Source organism: Trichormus sp. NMC-1 (assembly GCF_001858025.1).
GTDB lineage: Bacteria > Cyanobacteriota > Cyanobacteriia > Cyanobacteriales > Nostocaceae > Anabaena.
This window is the reverse complement of the sequence record NZ_LZQD01000003.1, coordinates 464,918-484,267: the sequence shown is the minus strand read 5'-3', so window position 1 is coordinate 484,267 and position 19,350 is coordinate 464,918. Positions and strand designations below refer to the sequence as shown.

Below are 19,350 nucleotides of genomic sequence, written 5' to 3'. Positions count from 1 at the left end.
CCATCAATTACTCCGCTATCGGCGAGAGCTAGGATCAGATGTGAAAATCTTTGCTGATGTGTTGGTTAAACACGCCCGTCCTTTAAGTTCTCCTAATCTGACGGTGGCGGTGAAAGACACGATTGAACGAGGGTTGGCCGATGCCGTAATTTTATCTGGTTGGGCAACTGGTAGTCCTCCTAACTTAGAAGATTTAGAATTGGCTTGTGGGGCTGCTGCTGGTACACCAGTATTTATTGGTAGTGGAGCTAATTGGGAAAATATTGATACCCTAATGCAGGCAGCAAATGGTGTAATTGTTTCCAGTTCTCTCAAACGTCACGGAAGAATTGAGCAACCCATTGACCCAATTCGCGTCAGTCAGTTTGTAGAAGCTGCTCATCGCAGTTGGAACTCCAAAGGTGAAACTAAATCCATTCCTTCAGTGAAATTACATTCGTAATTCGTAATTCGTAATTCGTAATTCGTAATTCGTAATTACAATTCTCCTGCCTTCTGCCCCCTGACTCCTGACTCCTGACTCCTGACTCCTGACTCCTGACTCCTGACTCCTGACTCCTGACTCCTGACTCCTGACTCCTGACTCCTGACTCCTGACTCCTGACTCCTGACTCCTGACTCCTGACTCCTGACTCCTGACTCCTGACTCCTGACTCCTGACTCCTGACTCCTGACTCCTGACTCCTGACTCCTGACTCCTGACTCCTGACTCCTGACTCCTGACTCCTGACTCCTGACTCCTGACTCCTGACTCCTGACTCCTGACTCCTGACTCCTGACTCCTGACTCCTGACTCCTGACTCCTGACTCCTGACTCCTGACTCCTGACTCCTGACTCCTGACTCCTGACTCCTGACTCCTGACTAAATACTTATGATTCGCCGTCGTTCTACTCCTTGGATTCATAAAAAGTCGCGGCTATTCATTGCAGCGATCGCGGGATGTGGTGCCTTAATCACAGGCTATCTCACCTTTGAAAAGCTCACGGGCGGCAGTACTGCTTGTGTGGCACAAGTTGGTGTTAAGGGCTGCAATGATGTTCTTTCTAGCCCTTGGGCAACGGTTTTTGGTCAGCCATTAGCTTTGTTTGGGTTGTTGGCATACATGAGTATGCTGATATTTGCTGTGGCTCCTTTGGCATTAAACTCAGAGGAAAATCACAAAAACAGCAAACAACTGGAAAATCTGACTTGGTGGTTGCTGTTGGTGGGAGCGATCGCTATGTCAGTGTTCAGTGGTTACTTAATGTACATACTGGCATCCCAAATCAAAGCCTTTTGTCCTTACTGTATCGGCTCGGCTTTGTTTTCCCTGAGTATGTTAGTACTGACAATTATCGGTCGTGATTGGGAAGATATCGGGCAAATATTTTTTACTGGCTTGATTGTGGGAATGGTAACGCTGATTGGCACTTTAGCGATTTATGCTAACACCAATCCCCCAGATGGAAATCTCGACGCAACTCCTGGAAAACCTGGGCAAATTACTTTTATTCCCAAAGTAGAGCCTAAACCAGAATTTGGGTGGGAAATTACCACCACATCTGGTGAAGCAGAAATAGCCTTAGCAGAGCATCTTGTCAAAGTCGGCGCTAAGGAATATGTTGCTTATTGGTGTCCGCACTGTCATGAACAGAAGCTCCTCTTTGGTAAAGAAGCTTACAAAATCATTAGCGACAATAACGTTAAGGTCGAATGCGCTGCTGACAGCCCTAAAGCTAAACCAGAATTGTGTCAAGCCGCCAAAATTGAAAGCTTCCCCACTTGGATCATCAATGGTAAAACCTATAGCGGCGTGCAGAACTTGTCAGAACTGGCGAAGATTACTGGTTACACAGGTTCTCAGAACTTCAAGTTTTTTAGGTAAAGTTCTTAGAGGTTGTTTGAAAAGTATTAGATGAAACCAATAATTTCCAAGAACCTAACCGCCCTGACCCTCCCCTACAAGGGGAGGGTTAGGGAGAGGTTTTGTTAGCTGGAATGGGGGTTTCAAAGCCTCTCCCCGCGTCGGGGAGAGGTTTGGAGAGGGGTTTATTTATACATTAAAAACTTTTCAAACATCCTCTTACAGCAAGGAACTCTGATTAGGGAATAGAAAACAAGAAATTTCCGCCAGCTAAGTTAATCAATCAGCTGGTGGAAGTTCATGAGATTTACTCCAGTGATCATATTGAACAATCGTGTGAACTTGCCAATCTGGGTCGGGTTGAGGATAATCTAGACGGTAGTGTCCGCCTCTGCTTTCAGTTCTAAAAGCAGCACTTTTGAGAATTAAGTAAGCTACATCTAATAAATTGCGGGTTTCTGCCCAAAGTCGCAACTGCTGTTCAATATCAGGTAAGTTGAAACTAGCGGGTTCTGTAGGACGCAAACTTTGCAAGAATTGACTCAAAGGTAAATTAGCAAAATCCTGGTGCCAAGATTCAATTGTAGCGATCGCACTTTCTAAGCCTAATTCTTGCCGACAAATACCAGCACTTTGCCAGACTAAACGGGGTAGTTTTTCTCGTAAAGCTTTTAGTTGAGCGTGTTGATTGTGCCACTCATCTTCAGATAAGACTAAGGTTGAAGAATTGGAGAGAAATTCTGATTTTTGCCGTTCATCCTGTTTGAAGACTTCATCGTCTAAATCAGCCATCTGCGCCCCAAACACGATACATTCCAACAGAGAATTACTGGCTAGGCGATTAGCTCCATGTACTCCCGTACTAGCAGTTTCTCCCACAGCGTACAAACCAGGAATATTGGTGCGATTCTGCAAATCTGTGAGAATACCACCCATCCAATAATGAGCAGCGGGGGCGACGGGAACCAATTCATTGAAGACATCAATACCCGAATGCTGACAAACTTGAATAATATTGGGAAAGCGATGACGAATTTTGTCAGCGGGGATGGGGCGCATATCTAACCAAACATGGGCAGTAGCCAAATCGGCGGATGTACGTTGCAAATGGCTGAAAATTGCTCTGCTGACCACATCTCGCGGTGCAAGTTCACCTGCTGGATGGTAGTCAAAAGCAAAACGTCGCCCTTCATTATCAACAAGGTGCGCCCCTTCACCACGTACAGCTTCACTGATGAGAAAGCGTCCTGGTTTAGTGAGGGCGGTGGGATGAAATTGGACAAATTCTAAATCCCGCAGGATAGCCCCAGCCCGCCAAGCGATCGCTACACCATCACCTGTACTTACCGCTGGGTTAGTCGTTTGGGCAAATACTTGACCACCGCCACCTGTTGCTAAAACTACAGCACCAGCCCTGATCCATGTAACTTTACCTTGATAAAACAGGCTGATACCTTGACAGCGACCTGTTTCTGGTTCTATCCATAAACTTAAAGCTAAAGCTTGCTGGATGACTTGTATATTCTGACGGCGCAATACCTGGTCTGTGAGAGTGGTTGTTACTTCCCTACCCGTGGTATCTGCGGCGTGGAGAACACGGGGACGAGAATGGGCAGCTTCTAGGGTGAAAGCCAAGTTATGATCATGCCGGTCGAAGGCTACACCCAAATGAATTAAAGATTTAATACAGATAGGGGCTTGTTCAGCCAGAAATTCTACGGCTTCTGGATCGCACAAACCCGCCCCTGCTTTTAATGTGTCTTCAATGTGCAGCTTTGGTGAATCTTCTGGGGAGACAGCTGCGGCAATGCCACCTTGCGCCCAGTCACTGGCGGATAATGTCACGGTTTCTTTAGTAATCAAGCCGACTCGTAAGGAGTCTGGTAGACACAGGGCTGTGTATAATCCAGCAGCACCTGCGCCGACTACTAAAACATCAAATTGGCTAGGAATATCTAAGAAATTCAAAATTCAAAATTACGGGTAATGGGTGATGGGTGATGGGTGATGGGTGATGGGCAATAGTTTTCATTCCCCAATTACCTTTTTCCCAATCACCTATTCCCCAATTAGCAATTTTTTGGGTTATCTATAGATACCGTTATTAATGCGATCGTCTCCCTCGTTGAAGTTAGGCTCGTATTCGGTCACGGTAAAGTTATCAAAGTTGGCTTGCAGTTTGGATTTTTGGCGATCGCTCAATCCTGGCAGATTCAATACATCCTCTACTTTTTGGTAAGGAGCATTTTTGATGATTTTCTTAGCCAGAGTGGGATACAGCCCTGGATACTGTTGGAAAGCGGCAATGTTGGTATTATTCAAATCAATTTTTTTACCAAATTCCGTTCCTAGCTTGGCATCTGCTTTGTTCTGACGTGAAATCGCCAAAACTGGTAGCTGCGGCAAGGTTATGTTACCCAAACTTGCAGCTTGGGCAATCTGAGTAGTTCCCAGTAATCCCCAGCAACCTAGCAACAAACTAAACACTGTTAATAAACGTACTAATCCTTTCACGATTTTCTACCTCTTTCCATTAATCAAAAATCAACACTTTTAGCTAAAAGCTTTCAAATGCGGGCTGGAAGTGAGAAGTTAGAAGTATGAGTTCAACCCTGGTGATTACTCTGGGGGCTGATAAAGTACTTAGTTCTTCCGACTTCATCCTTTGGTTGATAGCTGGTAGCTGAATCAACACACAGCAGTCATCAGAAACTAATATACAGCTTATTAATATCCACAATATTTACTGCTATTGGGTTCGACTTTACTTTTGCCAAAATTTATCTGTAATGGTAATCTTGCACCTTTCTCAGGGCTGATCATTCACTGGCTGATAATTTTAGGCAATAACTGCCGCTAACAAAAACAGACTATCTACTAGAATTGTACTCAAAACTGCGCCACTAAAGGCGTACCAATGCTTTTCCTTTTGACCTAAAGAGATGATCCCAACTGTTAACAGAGCTAAGGCGAGAGTGATTGCCCAAGCTTCTCCCCAAGGGGTTTGGACTTGTGCTAAGGCATTTTTTAAGATTTGTGAAGCTCCATTTACGTCTGTTCTCATAATTTGCCGCCAATAGGGCATCAAGTCTACAACATAGAAGTATATATCTGTTAAAACTGTACCGAATAAAGAACCTAGATAAAACCAGTTACCGACTTTGCCCCAATTTCGCCACAAACACCAGATGGCAAAGGGTAGCCCAATCGATTCTATCGGTAAGTGCCATAGGGGTTCCCAACGTAACCAACCCCAGTAAATCGCTCCTGTTAACCAACTCCAGCTAAATCCTAAGAGTAAATCTCCCCAGAGATAGGTTTGCGGACGTGACATTAGTGTCAAACTCAGCCAAACCCAAAATCCGGTCATGGCTACACTGAGGGTGGGTAGCGATCGCACTAACGGCGCTTCTACAAATACTGGTACAGATACCAACAACACCGCTGCCGCAAACACTAGCCAACTTTTTCTCCAAGTTACTGCACTAGGGAGAGAGGCAGACAAAGACAGCCTCGACTCTATTTCTTTGATACCTCTAAGCTTAGTTTCCGACGAATGCAACTCACTATCAATAGCGGAGTTAGAAGCTGCGTAAGATGACAATGTATTATTAATCAATGTTTTTAATATATGTTACTAAACTTTACTTATCTTAAGATATCACACCCCAAAATCCACTCATCAACATCCCCCCTAGGGGCATTTTAATTATACTAGAAATTTTTGCATATAGGATGTTACCCGGAATAACTGACTAAAGGAAGGTAAACTTGGATAATTTTCTCAAGTTATACATTATTTATGTTAGGAGCGTGTTTGATGGCGACAAGTTCTGTAGCAACTGGTATCAACTTGCTATTACCTATCTGGATGCAGCTTCCGCAAGTAGAAATACCTGCCGAAGCCGCAACTGGTGGAGTTAATCTGATGGCAGGATTAATTCAGGCATTTATTTTGGGAATTGTGCAAGGTATTACCGAATTTTTGCCTATCAGTAGCACCGCACATCTGCTGATTGTGACCAAAGTGTTTGGTTGGAAAGAACTAGGTTCTAAAGATTTTGTCGATGCCATTCAATTTGGCAGTGTTATCGCAATTTTGTTGTATTTTTGGTCGCTGATTTCTAGTATTATTAAAGGTGCAATTAAAGCACTAAAGGATAAAGATTGGCAACAGGAAGAGTGGAAAATTGCGGTGGGGATTGCAGTAGGAACTTTGCCTGCATTAATAATTGGCTTTCTTTTGAAAGACGTTTTACCTGATAGTGCATTAATTATTGCTATAATGTCAGTTATCATGGCGATTCTACTAGCTTTAGCCGAAAAAATCGGCACTCGCAAGCGAGATTTCAATTCATTACAAATTCGGGATGGTGTTTTAGTAGGATTAGGACAAACTCTAGCTTTGATTCCCGGCGTTTCTCGTTCTGGTTCGACATTGACAACTGCTTTATTTTTAGGACTAGAACGTGATACAGCCGCTAAGTTTTCATTTTTGTTAGGTTTTCCCACTCTGACTATTGCTACCCTGTACAAAAGTCTGAAAATATTCAAGCAATTTCAAGCTCAAGAATTGCCAGATAATATTGTTTTACTGTTAATTGTCGGGATCATTTCTACTTTTATTTTTTCCTACCTATCAATTGCCTTTTTGATTCGGTACTTACAAACCAAAAACACTTTGATATTTGTATGGTACAGATTAGCCTTTGGCAGTGCTATCTTATTAGCGATCGCCGCCGGTTGGCAAGGTTGAATGCTGACACTTACGAATTAAGAGACGCAGGGACAGGGATAAAATTCAGAATTACCGGATAACTGACCAATGACCAATGACCAATGACCAATGACCAATGACCAATGACCAATGACCAATGACCAATGACCAATGACCAATGACCAATGACCAATGACCAATGACCAATGACCAATGACCAATGACCAATGACCAATGACCAATGACCAATGACCAATGACCAATGACCAATGACCAATGACCAATGACCAATGACCAATGACCAATGACCAATGACCAATGACCAATGACCAATGACCAATGACCAATGACCAATGACCAATGACCAATGACCAATGACCAATGACCAATGACCAATGACCAATGACCAATGACCAATGACCAATGACCAATGACCAATGACCAATGACCAATGACTACTATTCATCCTGCCAAAATTACCAAGGTGCTTCCTGAATCAATTGCTGCCGAAATTGGCTTTGATGCGGGGGATGCGATTGTTGCTATTAATGGGACACGTCCCCGTGATTTAATTGATTATCAATTTTTATGCGCTGATGAAGTTTTAGAACTAGAAGTTTTAGATGCGACAGGAAAAACTCATCATCTTGAAATTGAAAAAGATTATGATGACGACTTGGGGCTAGAGTTTGAAACTGCTTTATTTGATGGTTTAATTCAGTGTAATAACCGTTGTCCATTTTGCTTTATTGATCAACAACCACCTGGTAAACGTTCTAGCTTGTACTTCAAAGACGACGATTATCGTTTGAGCTTTTTGTATGGTTCTTATCTAACTTTGACAAATTTACCTGAAAAAGAATGGCAGCGAATTGAACAAATGCGGTTATCTCCTTTATATGTTTCTGTTCATGCGACAGAACCAGAAGTGAGAATTAAACTATTGAAAAATAATCGTGCAGGACAAATTTTAGAACAACTTAAATGGTTTCAAGAAAAACGATTACAAATTCATGCTCAAGTAGTAGTTTGTCCAGGAATAAATGATGAAAAACATCTAGAACAAACATTACGAGATTTAACATCTTTTCATACTGGAGAAATACCTGCTGTGGCATCAATAGCCGTGGTTCCAGTCGGTTTAACTCGTTTTCGTCCCCAAGAAGATGAACTGATCCCAGTGACGCAGGAAAAGGCTCAGGAAGTGATTTCTCAAGTTAAATTGCTTTCTCAAGAATTTAGGCAAAAATTCGGTTCCAGTGTGGCTTGGTTAGCCGATGAATGGTTTTTAATTGCTGGTGAAGAATTACCTAGCGAAGCGGAATATGAAGAATATCCACAAATTGATAATGGTGTTGGTTCTATTCGCTTATTTGTTAAGCAATTCACCCATGCTGCTCAGGAATTATTACCGCCAAAAGTATCACCCCAAAGAAAACTCACTTGGGTTGTAGGTAACGCTGTTGAAAAAGCATTTAAACCGATAGTTAAACAGTTAAATGCTGTGCAAGGATTAGAGGTAAATATGCGGGCTTTATATAGCGATTATTGGGGACAAAATATCAGTGTGACAGGATTAATCACAGGACATGATTTACTCTTTCACTTAAAAGGGCAGGATTTAGGAGAGGGAATTTTATTACCCAATGTCATGCTCAAACATGGGGAATTGATCTTTTTAGATGATATGACTGTGGAGGAAGTAGCTCATCAACTGAATACAGAAATATTCCCAGTTGCAGGAGTTGAGGATTTAATCAATACCTGTATTAATTCGTAATTCGTAATTCGTAATAGTGCTTACAGCAGGCTACCGCCAACGTAATTCGTAATTAAGAATTTGTAGGGTGCGTTAGGCTTCCGTAACGCACCAATGCTAAAACTTAGACACCAAGAAACTTTTAGCACTGTCACCTGCTATAGGAATCCGGTTTGGTTTCTGAATTTACTCGTAGAGGTAGGGAACAGGGAACAGGGAACAGGGAACAGAAAAGAAGGAATCAAGGTATACGGAGTTCTGTTCAAAATTCAAATAGGAGTCCTATATATTATCTATTCTCACCATTTAGCTGTCTGTGTTTATCTACTAATTTTTGAGGTAGGACTCGTGAAAAATCACGAAGAAAAAGCTAAAAATAGGATCAAATTAAAAATTAGAATTGGGGGATTATTTCTTTTAAATTTTAATTTTTTAACAGTGAATTTGGGGGGAATGTTGCCGGCAAAAGCGGTGACAGAAGCAGCTGTATTGAGCGTAGTCAAAAGCCAAGATAATGCCAATCAATGGATAGGGATTACTAAACGCTTAGAGACTGTGGGGGTGAGATATTGTGTAATTCCCCTGGGTAGTGTGAACAATGTGGCAGATTTAGGAAAGCCACGGGTGTTATTGTTGCCAAATATAGAGACATTAACGACAGTACAAGCGATCGCACTCAAAGAATGGATGAATCGGGGTGGACGCTTAATTGCTAGTGGTCCTGTCGCCAGTTTATCAACACCGGGAGTGCGCCATTTGTTGCGAACTCTGCTAGGAGGTTATTGGGGATTTAGCTTAAATGCGGCTCAAGAGTTACAACCAGCAAAAACTAATCCCCAGGAATGGACAACCAGCAAAGAACTATTTGGTAAAGTTGTGGGTGCTGTAATGATTCCTGATCATCTTCATACTCAAATAGCTGCTGTTTGGAATTCCCCAGATCATCCGGCCGCAGTATTAACAACTGAGCAATCCACTTTTTTAGGCTGGCGCTTAGGAACAGATACAGCTTCAACCGCAGATTTAGATAGTATTTGGTTAAAAGCAGCACTCAATCGTTATCTAAAATTGCCAACGACAAAAGTCCCAGGAGATGCGTCAAACTGTCTTTCTGCTACCGCAAATCAAACCCAGCCAGTAAATTCTCCCAAAAAACCCAATTTAGCCAATTCACGGAATCAGCCCAAACGGGTAAATTCTCCCAAAAAACCTAATTTAGCCAATTCACGGAATCAGCCCAAACGGGTAAATTCTCCCAAAAAACCCAATCCCGCACGGGTGAAACCTCAAAACCCAAGACTGACAAGTACAGCACCCAAACCTGTTCCCAAAGTCAAACTCCAAAATTTCCCAGAGGCCATTGAACTACTACAAGAAGCAGTGCGTTTAGATGTCATACCCGATTCTAATCGACCGATTGATAATAAAGAGGCATTAGCTCTCCAACAAGAATTAGAAAATCTGATTGGTCGAGTGGAAAGCGCCAATTTAGCGGCTTCAGTTCATGGTGCTACTAGCGTCAGCAACACCCAATCATTGAAAGTCGAAAGCGAAAAATCCGCATCTACCCAAATAGAGAGAAAAGACCTCAGTTTAGAGCAAACCTTAGCCCAAGCCAGAGGAGTTGCCAAAAATATACCAGCGTTAATTGCCCGAAAGAACTATGCCTTAGCGCGTCAGCAGTGGTTAAAGACAAAGACAACTTTATGGCAGCAATTTCCCCTCAATCAGCGCATAGCTCAACCAGAAATCCGCTCAGTATGGTTAGATCGAGGGACAATTGTTAATGCTGGCAATGAAGCAGGACTAGCGAAGATTTTTGATCGACTGTCCCAAGCGGGAATTAACACTGTATTTTTTGAAACTGTCAATGCTAGTTATACAATTTATCCGAGTCAGGTTGCGCCACAACAAAACCCCTTAATTCAAGGCTGGGACCCTCTAAAAGTGGCTGTAAAGTTAGCCCATGAACGAGGGATGGAGTTACACGCTTGGGTTTGGGCTTTTGCAGCTGGTAATCGCCGTCATAATGAGATTATCAACGTCAGTCCTGATTATCCAGGCCCTGTGTTAGCAGCTAATCCCAATTGGGCAAATTATGATCAAAGTGGGAATATGATTCCCGTTGGTCAGACAAAGCCTTTTTTAGATCCAGCAAATCCCGAAGTCCGGCAGTATTTATTAAAGCTGTACGCGGAAATTGTTACTCGCTATCAGGTAGATGGCATACAACTCGATTATATTCGTTATCCTTTTCAAGACCCCTTGGCAGGTCGAACTTACGGTTATGGTAAAGCCTCCAGAGAGCAGTTTCAGCAACAGACAGGTGTAGATCCTCTAAATATTACTCCTAGTCAGCGGGTTTTGTGGCAAAAGTGGACGGCATTTCGCACTGAGCAAGTTGATAGTTTTGTGTCTGAAGTTTCGCAGATGTTAAAACAAAAGCGAGCAAATTTAATTTTGTCTGTGGCTGTATTTCCATTACCAGAATATGAACGAGTTCAAAAAATTCAACAACATTGGGAAGTTTGGGCAAGACGGGGAGATATAGATTTAATTGTGCCGATGACTTACGCTTTAGATACTCCTCGTTTCCAAAGATTAGCAAAACCTTGGATTAACTCTACTCAGTTAGGTTCTACTTTATTAGTTCCAGGAATTCGCTTACTTTCCTTGTCTACAGTGGGAGCATTTGACCAACTTCAACTGCTCAGGGATTTACCTGTCAGCGGTTATGCACTCTTTGCTGTCGAGAATTTTAATACTGAGTTTAACGAACTATTTAGTAATACCCAAGGTAAGGTGCAACGCTCCAAAAATGAACCTATTCCTCAGCGTCAGCCATTTCGCACTGCGGCTTTCCGCTATGCGGCTCTACAAAAAGAATGGCAATTTGTAAGAGAAAATAACCAATTATTAATACCTGCAAATAAAATTTCTGATTTTAATCACCAGTCCCAAGAATTACAAAATGCTTTAAATCAGCTTGCGGCTTTACCTACTGCTAGTAATTTAATCAAAGCCAGAAATATTCTTAATCGCTTCAAGTTTGAATTTAGGATTTGGATGAGTATGGAAATGAAGGAAAATCCTTATCAAGTTAAAGCATGGGAAAATAGACTGGTAACTATTGAAAGACTTTTACGTTACGGTGAGAGGAGAGTAATCAATAATTCGTAATTCGTAATTCGTAATTCGTAATTCGTAATTAAGTTATTCTTGATTTTCTCCGTGTCCCCGTGTCCCCGCGTCCCCGCGTCCCCGTGTCCCCACGTCTCCCTGTCCCCGTGTCCCCGCGTCCCCGTATCCCCATGTCTCCCTAATTACAAGTATTCAACCGCACACGATGCTAGGCAGGAGAATGTCAAAAGTAAGAAATAATAATGTAGTAATTTTTGATAAAAGAATTTACCGTATTTCTACTCCTTATAATCTTACCGATTTTACGTCACAATGTTGGGGAGTTACGTAAATAAATCAGTGGTTTGAGAGAAGGAATCGGGTTTGATTACTGATAGCTGGCGTAGCGTAACCATATTTACTCATGGAGGCTCGGAACTGTTAACTCTTAACAGGAAAGAAGCAAGCTAGAAGTTTAGGTATTTTTTCAAAAATCAAATATTCTTCTTACAGCAGATTGCAGATCAATGAGGTACAGAATCAAAATTGAAACCTAGACACCAAGCCAGTTTTACTCCTGACTCCTGTACGGGCGAACGGCCGTTCGCCCCTCCTGACTCCTGACTCCTGAATTCTGAATTCTGCTGTATATCTAACTAAAGTATGCAAACATCACTTCACTATCTTGTGATACAAAGCTTAGAGTCAGTTATTGACTTGTCGCCGCTGACCGTGACACCGGAAACACCTATACTAGATGCGATCGCTCTGATGGCTGCACAATCTAAAGGTGTGTTGGTAAAGTCAGCCTCGCAGGTAGTGGGCTGCTTGACACAACAAGATATAGTCAAACTTGTAGCTTCAGGGGCTGATTTGAACACAGCCCAAGTTGCACAAGTGATGCAAAACTCAGTCATAAAACTGAAGATGCAGACAATTAACGGTTTAGATTCAGTCATATCATTGTTATGTCAGCCGCAGTTGCAGCTAGTACCAGTAGTAGATGAGAATGATGAAATTGTCGGCACCATCACCCCTGAAAGTATTTGTCTAGCTCTTTCGGTAGTAGCGGAAATTAGTGATTTCGCTGACTATTGCCAGATGCTAGAAAATCAACTCCTGCAATTAATTATGGACACCATTCCCCATAGTATTTTTTGGAAAGATATAAATTCCATCTTCTGGGGTTGTAATCGCAACTTTGCGAAAATGGTGGGTTTTGACAATCCCGAAGATATCATTGGCAAAACAGACTATGATTTGATTCCCAACTATGAAGAAGCGCACTTCTACTGTGTTAGTGACGCTGAGATCATGAAAACTAATCAGCCCCAACATCAAACCATTACACTTACACAGCAAGCAGATGGTAGCCCAATTTGGCTAGAAACGAACAAAGTTCCCTTGTATAATACTAAAGCTGAGGTGGTAGGAATGTTCGGGATATTAGAAAATATCACTGAGGGCAAACAGGCACAAGCTGCTTTAGAAACAAGTAAAGAACGCTTTCGCTTTTTAGCAGAATCTATCCCTCAACAAGTATGGATTGCTCGTCCAGATGGCAGCCTTGAGTATATCAACCAGCAAGCCCTTGAGTACTTTGCCTGTACCTCAGAGCAAGTCTTAGATTGGAAATGGCAAAAATTGGTACATCCTGATGATTTGTCAACAAGTATTGCGGCTTGGAGTAAATCTCTAGCCACAGGAGACAATTATGAAGTAGAATTTCGCCTGCTTCAGCAATCTTCTGGAACTTATCGCTGGCATTTGGGACGGGCTTTATCATTGTGTGATCAAGAAGGAAAAATTGTTGGTTGGTTCGGTACAAACACTGATATTGATGATCGTGTATCCGCAGAAATTGCCCTGCGGGAGAGCGAACGTAAATATCACACTATGGCGCAAGTCTCGCCTGTGGGGCTGTTTTATACAGATGCACAGGGAAATTGTCTGTATGTCAATGATCGTTGGTGCCAAATAGCAGGACTGACACCAGAAGCAGCCTTGGGAGTTGGCTGGTTGAGTGCTATTCATCCTCAAGACAGAGAACGAATTGCTGTGGAGTGGAATGCAGTTGCCCAACACAACCAGTCTTTTCGTTCAGAATATCGGTTTTTGCGTGCGAATGGAGAAATTAGTTGGGTAGTTGGTCAAGCCATTAGCGAACAGTCAAAAACCGGAGAAGTTATAACTTGCTTTGGCACAGTTACTGATATCAGTGACTTGAAACGAGTTGAGGCAGCGCTGGCAGAACGTGTGCGTTTAGCTGATTTTCTGGCTCATGTATATGCTGTCTTGACTCAGGCAGAAACTTTGTTCAGCATCATGCGTAATTGTACAGAGGCTTTTGTCAAACATATTGATGCTGCCTTTGCTCGCATCTGGATGTTGAATACAGAAGAGAATGTACTAGAATTGCAAGTCAGTTCTGGGATGTATAACCATATTGACGGACTCCATAGACGGATACCAGTCGGTCAATGGAAAATTGGTTTAATTGCTCAAGAAGGCAAACCTCTGATCAGTAACACTGTCCAGGAAGACCTTCTTATTAGTGACAAAGAATGGGCAAAGCGAGAGGGAATTGTTGCCTTTGCTGGCTATCCTTTAATTGTTGAAGGTGAGACATTAGGGGTGATAGCTATGTTTTCCCGTCAACAATTTACAGAATCGACTTTTACGGCCATGGGAATTGCTGCTGATGAAATTGCCCTGGGGATTAAACGCAAACAAACTCAAGCTGCACTCCGAAAAAGCGAAGAACGTTTTCGTAACTTAGTGGAAACTAGCAGTGATTGGGTGTGGGAAGTTGATGAAAACTGCGTTTATACTTATGTCAGTCCCAAAGTCCGCGATATTTTGGGTTACGAAACGCAAGAGATATTGGGAAAAACTCCTTTTGAATTGATGCCACCAGCAGAAGCAGAACGTGTGATGCAGATTCTTGCACCGATAGCTGCTGAACGACAATCATTTAAATGTCTGGAAAATACAAATTGTCATCAAGATGGTCATCTGGTGGTTCTGGAAACTAACGGAGTTCCTATCTTTGATGTTGAGGGTAGATTCCGTGGGTTTCGTGGTATTGATCGAGATATTACAGACCGCAAAAGAACCCAAGAAGAACTCCATAAAAGTGAAGAACGCTTCCGCTTATTAGTAGAAGGTGTTAAAGACTACGCAATTTATATGCTTGACCCGGAGGGACGGGTGATGAGTTGGAATTCTGGTGCTGAATGTATTACTGGATATCAGGTGGCAGAAATTATCGGGCAGGATTTTTCTTGCTTTTTTCCACCGGAAGATATTGTTAACGCTCTACCGAAGCAACAATTAGATATAGCAGCAGGGAATGGTCGGTGTGAATGTGAAAGTGTTTTTGTTCGCAAAGATGGTTCCTATTTCTGGGCAAATTGTATTTTAACGGCATTACGTGATCAAAGTGGTAAGCTACGTGGTTTTTCTAAAGTCACCCGTGACATTACAGAACGTAAATTAGCAGAGAAGTCTTTGTTGCGCTTGCTTAAGGCTATAGAAAGCACAAGTGATGCTGTTAGCATTGCGGATATTTCCGGTCAGTTAAGTTATGTAAATCCTGCATTTATAGATATATTTGATTATACAGAAAGTCAATTAAATGCAGATGAGGGACTCTCAACTAATTTTAAGACCAAGGAAGTATTTAGAAGAGTATTTGAGACAGTCCACAGAGGTGAATCTTGGCGTGGTGAAGTGATCATGCAAAGTCGTAGTGGTGAAAGTCTACATATAGACCTACGAACTGATGCGATTAAAGATGATACGGGCGAAATAGTCTCAGTGGTAAGTATCTATACCGATATTACTCAGCGCAAGTTGATAGAGGAAGGGTTAAGATTGCGCGATCGCGCGATCGCTGCTAGTAGTAATGGTATTGTGATTGCAGATGTCTCCAGCCCTGATAGTTCAATTATCTACGTCAATCCGGCTTTTGAGCATCTAACCGGCTACTCGGCAGATGAAGTTATGGGGCAAAATTTTCTTTTGCTCCAAGGTGCTGATATTAATCAACCAGGATTACAAGAACTCAGTAATGCCATGCAATCAGGACAAGATTGCACAGTAATTTTACGCGACTCTCGTCCAGACGGCAGCCTATTTTGGCATGAGTTAAATATTTCTCCTGTTTATGACATCGATGGTTATCTCAGTCACTACATTGGTATTCAAACGGATATAACTGAGCGTCAACAAGCTGAAACAGCGTTACTTGTCAGTCAAGAGCGGCTACAGTATTTACTAACTTCCAGCCCGGCTGTAATCTATACCTGCAAGGTATCTGAAGATTTTGGCGCTATATTTATCAGCGAGAATATCAAAGACATGGTAGGCTATGAAGCGCAGGAATTTATACAAAGTTCTGACTTTTGGTTTAGTCATCTCCACCCAGAAGACGCACCAAAGGTTATTGCTGAACGATCGAGGGCATCTGAAAAAGCTGATTACAGCTTAGAATATCGCTTTTTACACCAAGACGGTATCTATCGTTGGGTATATGATCAAGGGAAAGTCGTCTGGGATGAAGCAGGCAACCCATTGGAACTAGTTGGTTACTGGGCAGATATTAGCAATCGCAAGCAATTAGAGCAAGAACTAAGAATAGCATTAGAGACAGAGAAAGAACTTAACGAACTTAAATCCCGCTTTATCTCTATGACTTCTCACGAATTCCGCACGCCCTTGAGTACTATTCTTTCTTCTTCTGAGTTGCTAGAACACTACAGCCACAAATGGACACATGAAAAACAACTCACTCATCTGCATCGTATTCAAGCGGCTGTAACCCGGATGACAGAAATGTTAAATGATATTTTGGTGATTGGCAAAGGAGAAGCAGGAAAACTAGAGTATAGACCCTTATTATTTGATTTGGTCAAATACTGCCGTCATCTGGTGGAAGAAGTTAGGTTAAATTTGAAAAGTCAACATTTAGTCTATTTTAGTAGTCAATATCAATCTATATGTTGTTATATGGATGAAAAATTACTGGGATATATTCTCAGCAACTTACTATCCAATGCCCTCAAATATTCCCCAGATGGCAGTTCGGTTAATTTTACTCTTTCTTGTCAAGGAGGGCAAGCAGTATTTGAAATTAAAGACCAAGGAATTGGCATTCCCGAAGAAGATCTGCCCCGATTATTTGAATCTTTTCATCGCGCTAGAAATGTCGGTAATATTTTAGGAACTGGATTAGGATTAGCAATTGTAAAAAAGTGTGTAGATATTCACCAAGGTACAATTAATGTCAATACTCTACTAGGAGTTGGCAGCAATTTTACTGTTACCTTACCATTAAAAAAATATCATATGAGGTAAATTATGCCAAAAATTTTAATAATTGAAGATGAAGAATCTGTGCGTGAAAATCTTTTAGATTTACTAGCTGCTGAGGATTTTCAAACGATTGCTGCTGCTAATGGCAAAATAGGATTACATTTAGCTATGTCTGAAATACCAGATTTAATTTTATGTGACATGATGATGCCAGAATTGGATGGATACGGAGTATTAACAGCTTTACGACAAGAGCCATCAACTGCGGCTATTCCCTTTATTTTCTTGACTGCTAAATCCGCAAAAGCTGATTTTCGTCAAGGTATGGATATGGGCGCAGATGATTATCTAACTAAGCCATTCACTAGGGCTGAATTATTGAATGCGATCATGACTAAATTGGAAAAATATGCCAATTTAAAAAAATCTTTATCGACTCAGAATAAAGGGCATAAATTAACTGAGAGAATGCAATTTTTAGAACCAAAATTACGTTGGGCAATCCAACAAGATAATTTTCAAGAATTTGAAATTTATTATCAACCAATTATTGATATATCTACTGGTGGAATAATCGGCGCTGAGAGCTTGTTAAGGTGGCAAAGTAGCGAATTGGGTTCAATATCACCTAATGAATTTATTCCTTTAGCTGAATATAATGGTTTGATTGTGAATATTGGTAAATGGGTATTAAAAAAAGTTTGTCAACAAATTAAAACCTGGCAGGATTCGGGAATTAATTATTTGACTATAGCTGTCAATTTATCGGCAATTGAGTTTAATCAACCTGATTTGATTGCTACAATAGTTAACTTAATCGAGTTGAATAATTTAGAAAATCCTGGACTAGAAATTGAATTGACAGAAACCATGGTTATGCAAGATGTTAATAGTGCGATCGCTACCATGAATCAATTACGCTCGTTGGGTATCAAAATTGCAGTTGATGATTTTGGGACTGGACAGGCTTCATTAAGCTATATAAGTCATTTTCCTATGAATACACTCAAGATTGACCGTTCTTTTATTCAAAATATTACTCATGATTATCACAAATCAGCTATTACTAAATTCTTGATAAAAATGGGACATGAACTAAATCTCAAGATAATTGCTGAAGGTGTAGAAACAGAAGCAGAATTCTCCTTTCTCCGCCAAGAAAAATGTGATGCTATCCAAGGTTTTGTATTCAGTCGGGCATTACCCGTGTTAGAATTTGAGAAATTGTTATTTTCCAAAAAATGCTTTTATATCTAAACAATGTAGCCATACAGCAGAATTCAGGAGTCAGGAGTCAGGAGTCAGGAGTCAGGAGTAAAACTGGCTTGCTGTCTAGGTTTCAATTTTGATTCTGTACCTCATTGATCTGCAATCTGCTATATTCAAAATCTAAAATCTAAATTCTAAATTCTAAAATTGTGTAAAGTGGAGAAATTTAGTTATGAATCAGCATAAAAATGAGCTTGATTCCAATATAAATCCAACTTCTTCCCATTCAGGTGAACGTTACTGGGGTAATGTAGAAGTTATAGAAGAGGGCGAAAATTATAGAATTAGTCGTGTGGAAATTAAGCCTAGACACGGCATTAAACCACAAATCCATTATCATCGCCATGAACACTGGGTTGTAGTTTCTGGTGTAGCCAAGGTAACTTGTGGTAATGAAGAAATATTGCTCAATTGCAACCAGTCAACCTATGTACCAGCAGCAACGCTGCATCAAGTAGAAAATCCTGGATCTATTCCCCTAGTAATTCTAGAAATTCAAAATGGTGAGTATTTGGGTGAAGATGATACAGAGCGTCCTTTGGAGCTTTCTTCAGTTTAATGAAAAATATCCAACTTCCCAGTTCTTGGCAAGCAGTTCTAGCTGAAGAATTGCATAAACCCTATTTTGGTAAACTCCAAGATTTTTTGGCAGAAGATAGGCTATCTTATACTATTTATCCACCTGAAGAAGATGTCTTTTCTGCCTTTGATTTGACACCCTATGAACAAGTGAATGTGTTGTTGTTAGGGCAAGATCCCTACCATGATCAAAATCAAGCACATGGCTTATGCTTTTCCGTCAAACCTGGCATCAAACCACCCCCATCTCTGGTGAATATTTTTAAAGAACTCAAAGCAGATTTAGGTTTTGATATCCCCAATCATGGTTATCTGGTGCAGTGGGCTAAACAGGGTATGCTGATGTTAAATGCGGTGTTGACTGTGAGGGCGCATACGCCAAATTCTCACAAGAATCAAGGCTGGGAAATATTTACAGATGCGGTGATTAGCAAAGTTAACGAGAAAAAAGATCCTGTTGTCTTTGTCCTTTGGGGTGGATATGCACAAAAGAAATTGAAGTTGATAGATACCAATCGACATAAAGTTATACAGTCAGTCCATCCTTCACCACTTTCTGCACGGAACGGCTTTTTTGGTAGTAAGCCATTTTCAGCTATTAATTCAGCCTTAGCTGCTTGGGGTAAACCGGAGATTGATTGGGAAGTTGGTGATTGGTGATTGGTGATTGGTAATTGGTAATTGGTAATGGGTAAGTATTCAGGATAGAGAATACAGAAGACGCTACACAGACCTGCGGTTCATG

Annotated in this window: 15 protein-coding genes; 9 read left to right on the top strand and 6 right to left on the bottom strand. The window is 41.3% G+C overall.

Annotation, left to right across the window (positions count from 1 at the left end; genetic code table 11):
- Positions 1-442: BtpA/SgcQ family protein (locus A9Y75_RS13440; RefSeq protein ID WP_143046419.1), on the top strand; the 442-nt coding region annotated here is incomplete at its 5' end.
- 35 nt (positions 443-477) lie between these two features.
- Here A9Y75_RS13440 and A9Y75_RS28490 read toward each other — a convergent pair.
- The gene (locus A9Y75_RS28490; protein WP_177176178.1) at positions 478-906 is read right to left on the bottom strand and encodes a hypothetical protein; all 429 of its coding nucleotides are present in this window, start codon (positions 904-906) and stop codon (positions 478-480) included.
- On the opposite strand from A9Y75_RS28490, the gene A9Y75_RS13430 reads away from it, so the two are divergent.
- Positions 874-1,866, top strand: a complete 993-nt coding sequence (locus A9Y75_RS13430) for a vitamin K epoxide reductase family protein (RefSeq protein ID WP_071190052.1) — start codon at positions 874-876, stop codon at positions 1,864-1,866. The two genes, A9Y75_RS28490 and A9Y75_RS13430, sit on opposite strands and share 33 nt — an antisense overlap.
- 258 nt (positions 1,867-2,124) lie before the next feature.
- Here A9Y75_RS13430 and nadB read toward each other — a convergent pair whose 3' ends face one another.
- The 3 genes from nadB to A9Y75_RS13415 all read right to left on the bottom strand — a co-directional run bounded on the left by nadB (position 2,125) and on the right by A9Y75_RS13415 (position 5,464).
- A complete protein-coding gene (nadB, locus tag A9Y75_RS13425) occupies positions 2,125-3,813 on the bottom strand; it encodes an L-aspartate oxidase (protein ID WP_071190051.1) in 1,689 nt (562 codons plus the stop codon).
- 117 nt (positions 3,814-3,930) lie between these two features.
- A complete protein-coding gene (gene psbU, locus A9Y75_RS13420; protein WP_071190050.1) occupies positions 3,931-4,359 on the bottom strand; it encodes a photosystem II complex extrinsic protein PsbU in 429 nt (142 codons plus the stop codon).
- Between the two features lie 325 nt (positions 4,360-4,684).
- Complete coding sequence (locus A9Y75_RS13415; RefSeq protein ID WP_071190049.1) at positions 4,685-5,464, bottom strand: DUF3120 domain-containing protein; 780 nt, start codon at positions 5,462-5,464, stop codon at positions 4,685-4,687.
- A 201-nt stretch (positions 5,465-5,665) separates the two neighbouring features.
- Here A9Y75_RS13415 and A9Y75_RS13410 point away from each other — a divergent pair, with 201 nt between their 5' ends.
- On the top strand, positions 5,666-6,601 hold the full coding sequence (locus tag A9Y75_RS13410) for an undecaprenyl-diphosphate phosphatase (RefSeq protein ID WP_071190145.1): 936 nt from the start codon (positions 5,666-5,668) through the stop codon (positions 6,599-6,601).
- Between the two features lie 17 nt (positions 6,602-6,618).
- Here the strand turns inward: A9Y75_RS13410 and A9Y75_RS13405 are convergent, their stop codons facing one another.
- A complete protein-coding gene (locus A9Y75_RS13405; RefSeq protein WP_071190144.1) occupies positions 6,619-6,993 on the bottom strand; it encodes a hypothetical protein in 375 nt (124 codons plus the stop codon).
- Between the two features lie 20 nt (positions 6,994-7,013).
- Between A9Y75_RS13405 and A9Y75_RS13400 the strand changes: the two genes are divergently transcribed.
- Together A9Y75_RS13400 and A9Y75_RS13395 are read left to right on the top strand one after the other, a co-directional pair.
- Complete coding sequence (locus A9Y75_RS13400) at positions 7,014-8,342, top strand: TIGR03279 family radical SAM protein (RefSeq protein WP_071190048.1); 1,329 nt, start codon at positions 7,014-7,016, stop codon at positions 8,340-8,342.
- 93 nt (positions 8,343-8,435) lie between these two features.
- Positions 8,436-11,501 carry a family 10 glycosylhydrolase gene (locus A9Y75_RS13395; RefSeq protein ID WP_236721396.1) on the top strand — a complete coding sequence of 1,022 codons (3,066 nt, stop codon included), beginning with the start codon at positions 8,436-8,438 and terminating at the stop codon, positions 11,499-11,501.
- A gap of 480 nt (positions 11,502-11,981) precedes the next feature.
- On the opposite strand, the gene A9Y75_RS30175 is transcribed toward A9Y75_RS13395, so the two are convergent.
- Positions 11,982-12,110 (bottom strand): hypothetical protein, encoded by a 129-nt coding sequence (locus A9Y75_RS30175; RefSeq protein ID WP_269086296.1) that lies wholly within the window; start codon positions 12,108-12,110, stop codon positions 11,982-11,984.
- On the opposite strand from A9Y75_RS30175, the gene A9Y75_RS13390 reads away from it, so the two are divergent.
- The 4 genes from A9Y75_RS13390 to ung all read left to right on the top strand — a co-directional run bounded on the left by A9Y75_RS13390 (position 12,105) and on the right by ung (position 19,265).
- Complete coding sequence (locus tag A9Y75_RS13390; protein WP_071190047.1) at positions 12,105-16,799, top strand: PAS domain S-box protein; 4,695 nt, start codon at positions 12,105-12,107, stop codon at positions 16,797-16,799. The genes A9Y75_RS30175 and A9Y75_RS13390 overlap by 6 nt on opposite strands.
- A gap of 3 nt (positions 16,800-16,802) precedes the next feature.
- Positions 16,803-18,014 carry an EAL domain-containing response regulator gene (locus tag A9Y75_RS13385; protein WP_071190046.1) on the top strand — a complete coding sequence of 404 codons (1,212 nt, stop codon included), beginning with the start codon at positions 16,803-16,805 and terminating at the stop codon, positions 18,012-18,014.
- A gap of 184 nt (positions 18,015-18,198) precedes the next feature.
- Positions 18,199-18,585 carry a phosphomannose isomerase type II C-terminal cupin domain gene (locus tag A9Y75_RS13380; protein ID WP_071190045.1) on the top strand — a complete coding sequence of 129 codons (387 nt, stop codon included), beginning with the start codon at positions 18,199-18,201 and terminating at the stop codon, positions 18,583-18,585.
- A complete protein-coding gene (ung, locus tag A9Y75_RS13375; protein WP_071190044.1) occupies positions 18,585-19,265 on the top strand; it encodes a uracil-DNA glycosylase in 681 nt (226 codons plus the stop codon). The genes A9Y75_RS13380 and ung overlap by 1 nt, the downstream gene beginning before the upstream one ends.
- Positions 19,266-19,350: the final 85 nt, after the last annotated feature.

What these genes read in the sequence shown, in the direction of transcription:
- A9Y75_RS13430 (WP_071190052.1), top strand. Translation starts at nt 874, where the DNA reads ATGATTCGCCGTCGTTCTACTCCTTGGATTCATAAAAAGTCGCGGCTA.
- A9Y75_RS28490 (WP_177176178.1), bottom strand. Translation starts at nt 906, where the DNA reads ATGAATCCAAGGAGTAGAACGACGGCGAATCATAAGTATTTAGTCAGG.
- A9Y75_RS13410 (WP_071190145.1), top strand. Translation starts at nt 5,666, where the DNA reads ATGGCGACAAGTTCTGTAGCAACTGGTATCAACTTGCTATTACCTATC.
- A9Y75_RS13400 (WP_071190048.1), top strand. Translation starts at nt 7,014, where the DNA reads ATGACTACTATTCATCCTGCCAAAATTACCAAGGTGCTTCCTGAATCA.
- A9Y75_RS13395 (WP_236721396.1), top strand. Translation starts at nt 8,436, where the DNA reads ATGCTAAAACTTAGACACCAAGAAACTTTTAGCACTGTCACCTGCTAT.
- A9Y75_RS13390 (WP_071190047.1), top strand. Translation starts at nt 12,105, where the DNA reads ATGCAAACATCACTTCACTATCTTGTGATACAAAGCTTAGAGTCAGTT.
- A9Y75_RS13385 (WP_071190046.1), top strand. Translation starts at nt 16,803, where the DNA reads ATGCCAAAAATTTTAATAATTGAAGATGAAGAATCTGTGCGTGAAAAT.
- A9Y75_RS13380 (WP_071190045.1), top strand. Translation starts at nt 18,199, where the DNA reads ATGAATCAGCATAAAAATGAGCTTGATTCCAATATAAATCCAACTTCT.
- ung (WP_071190044.1), top strand. Translation starts at nt 18,585, where the DNA reads ATGAAAAATATCCAACTTCCCAGTTCTTGGCAAGCAGTTCTAGCTGAA.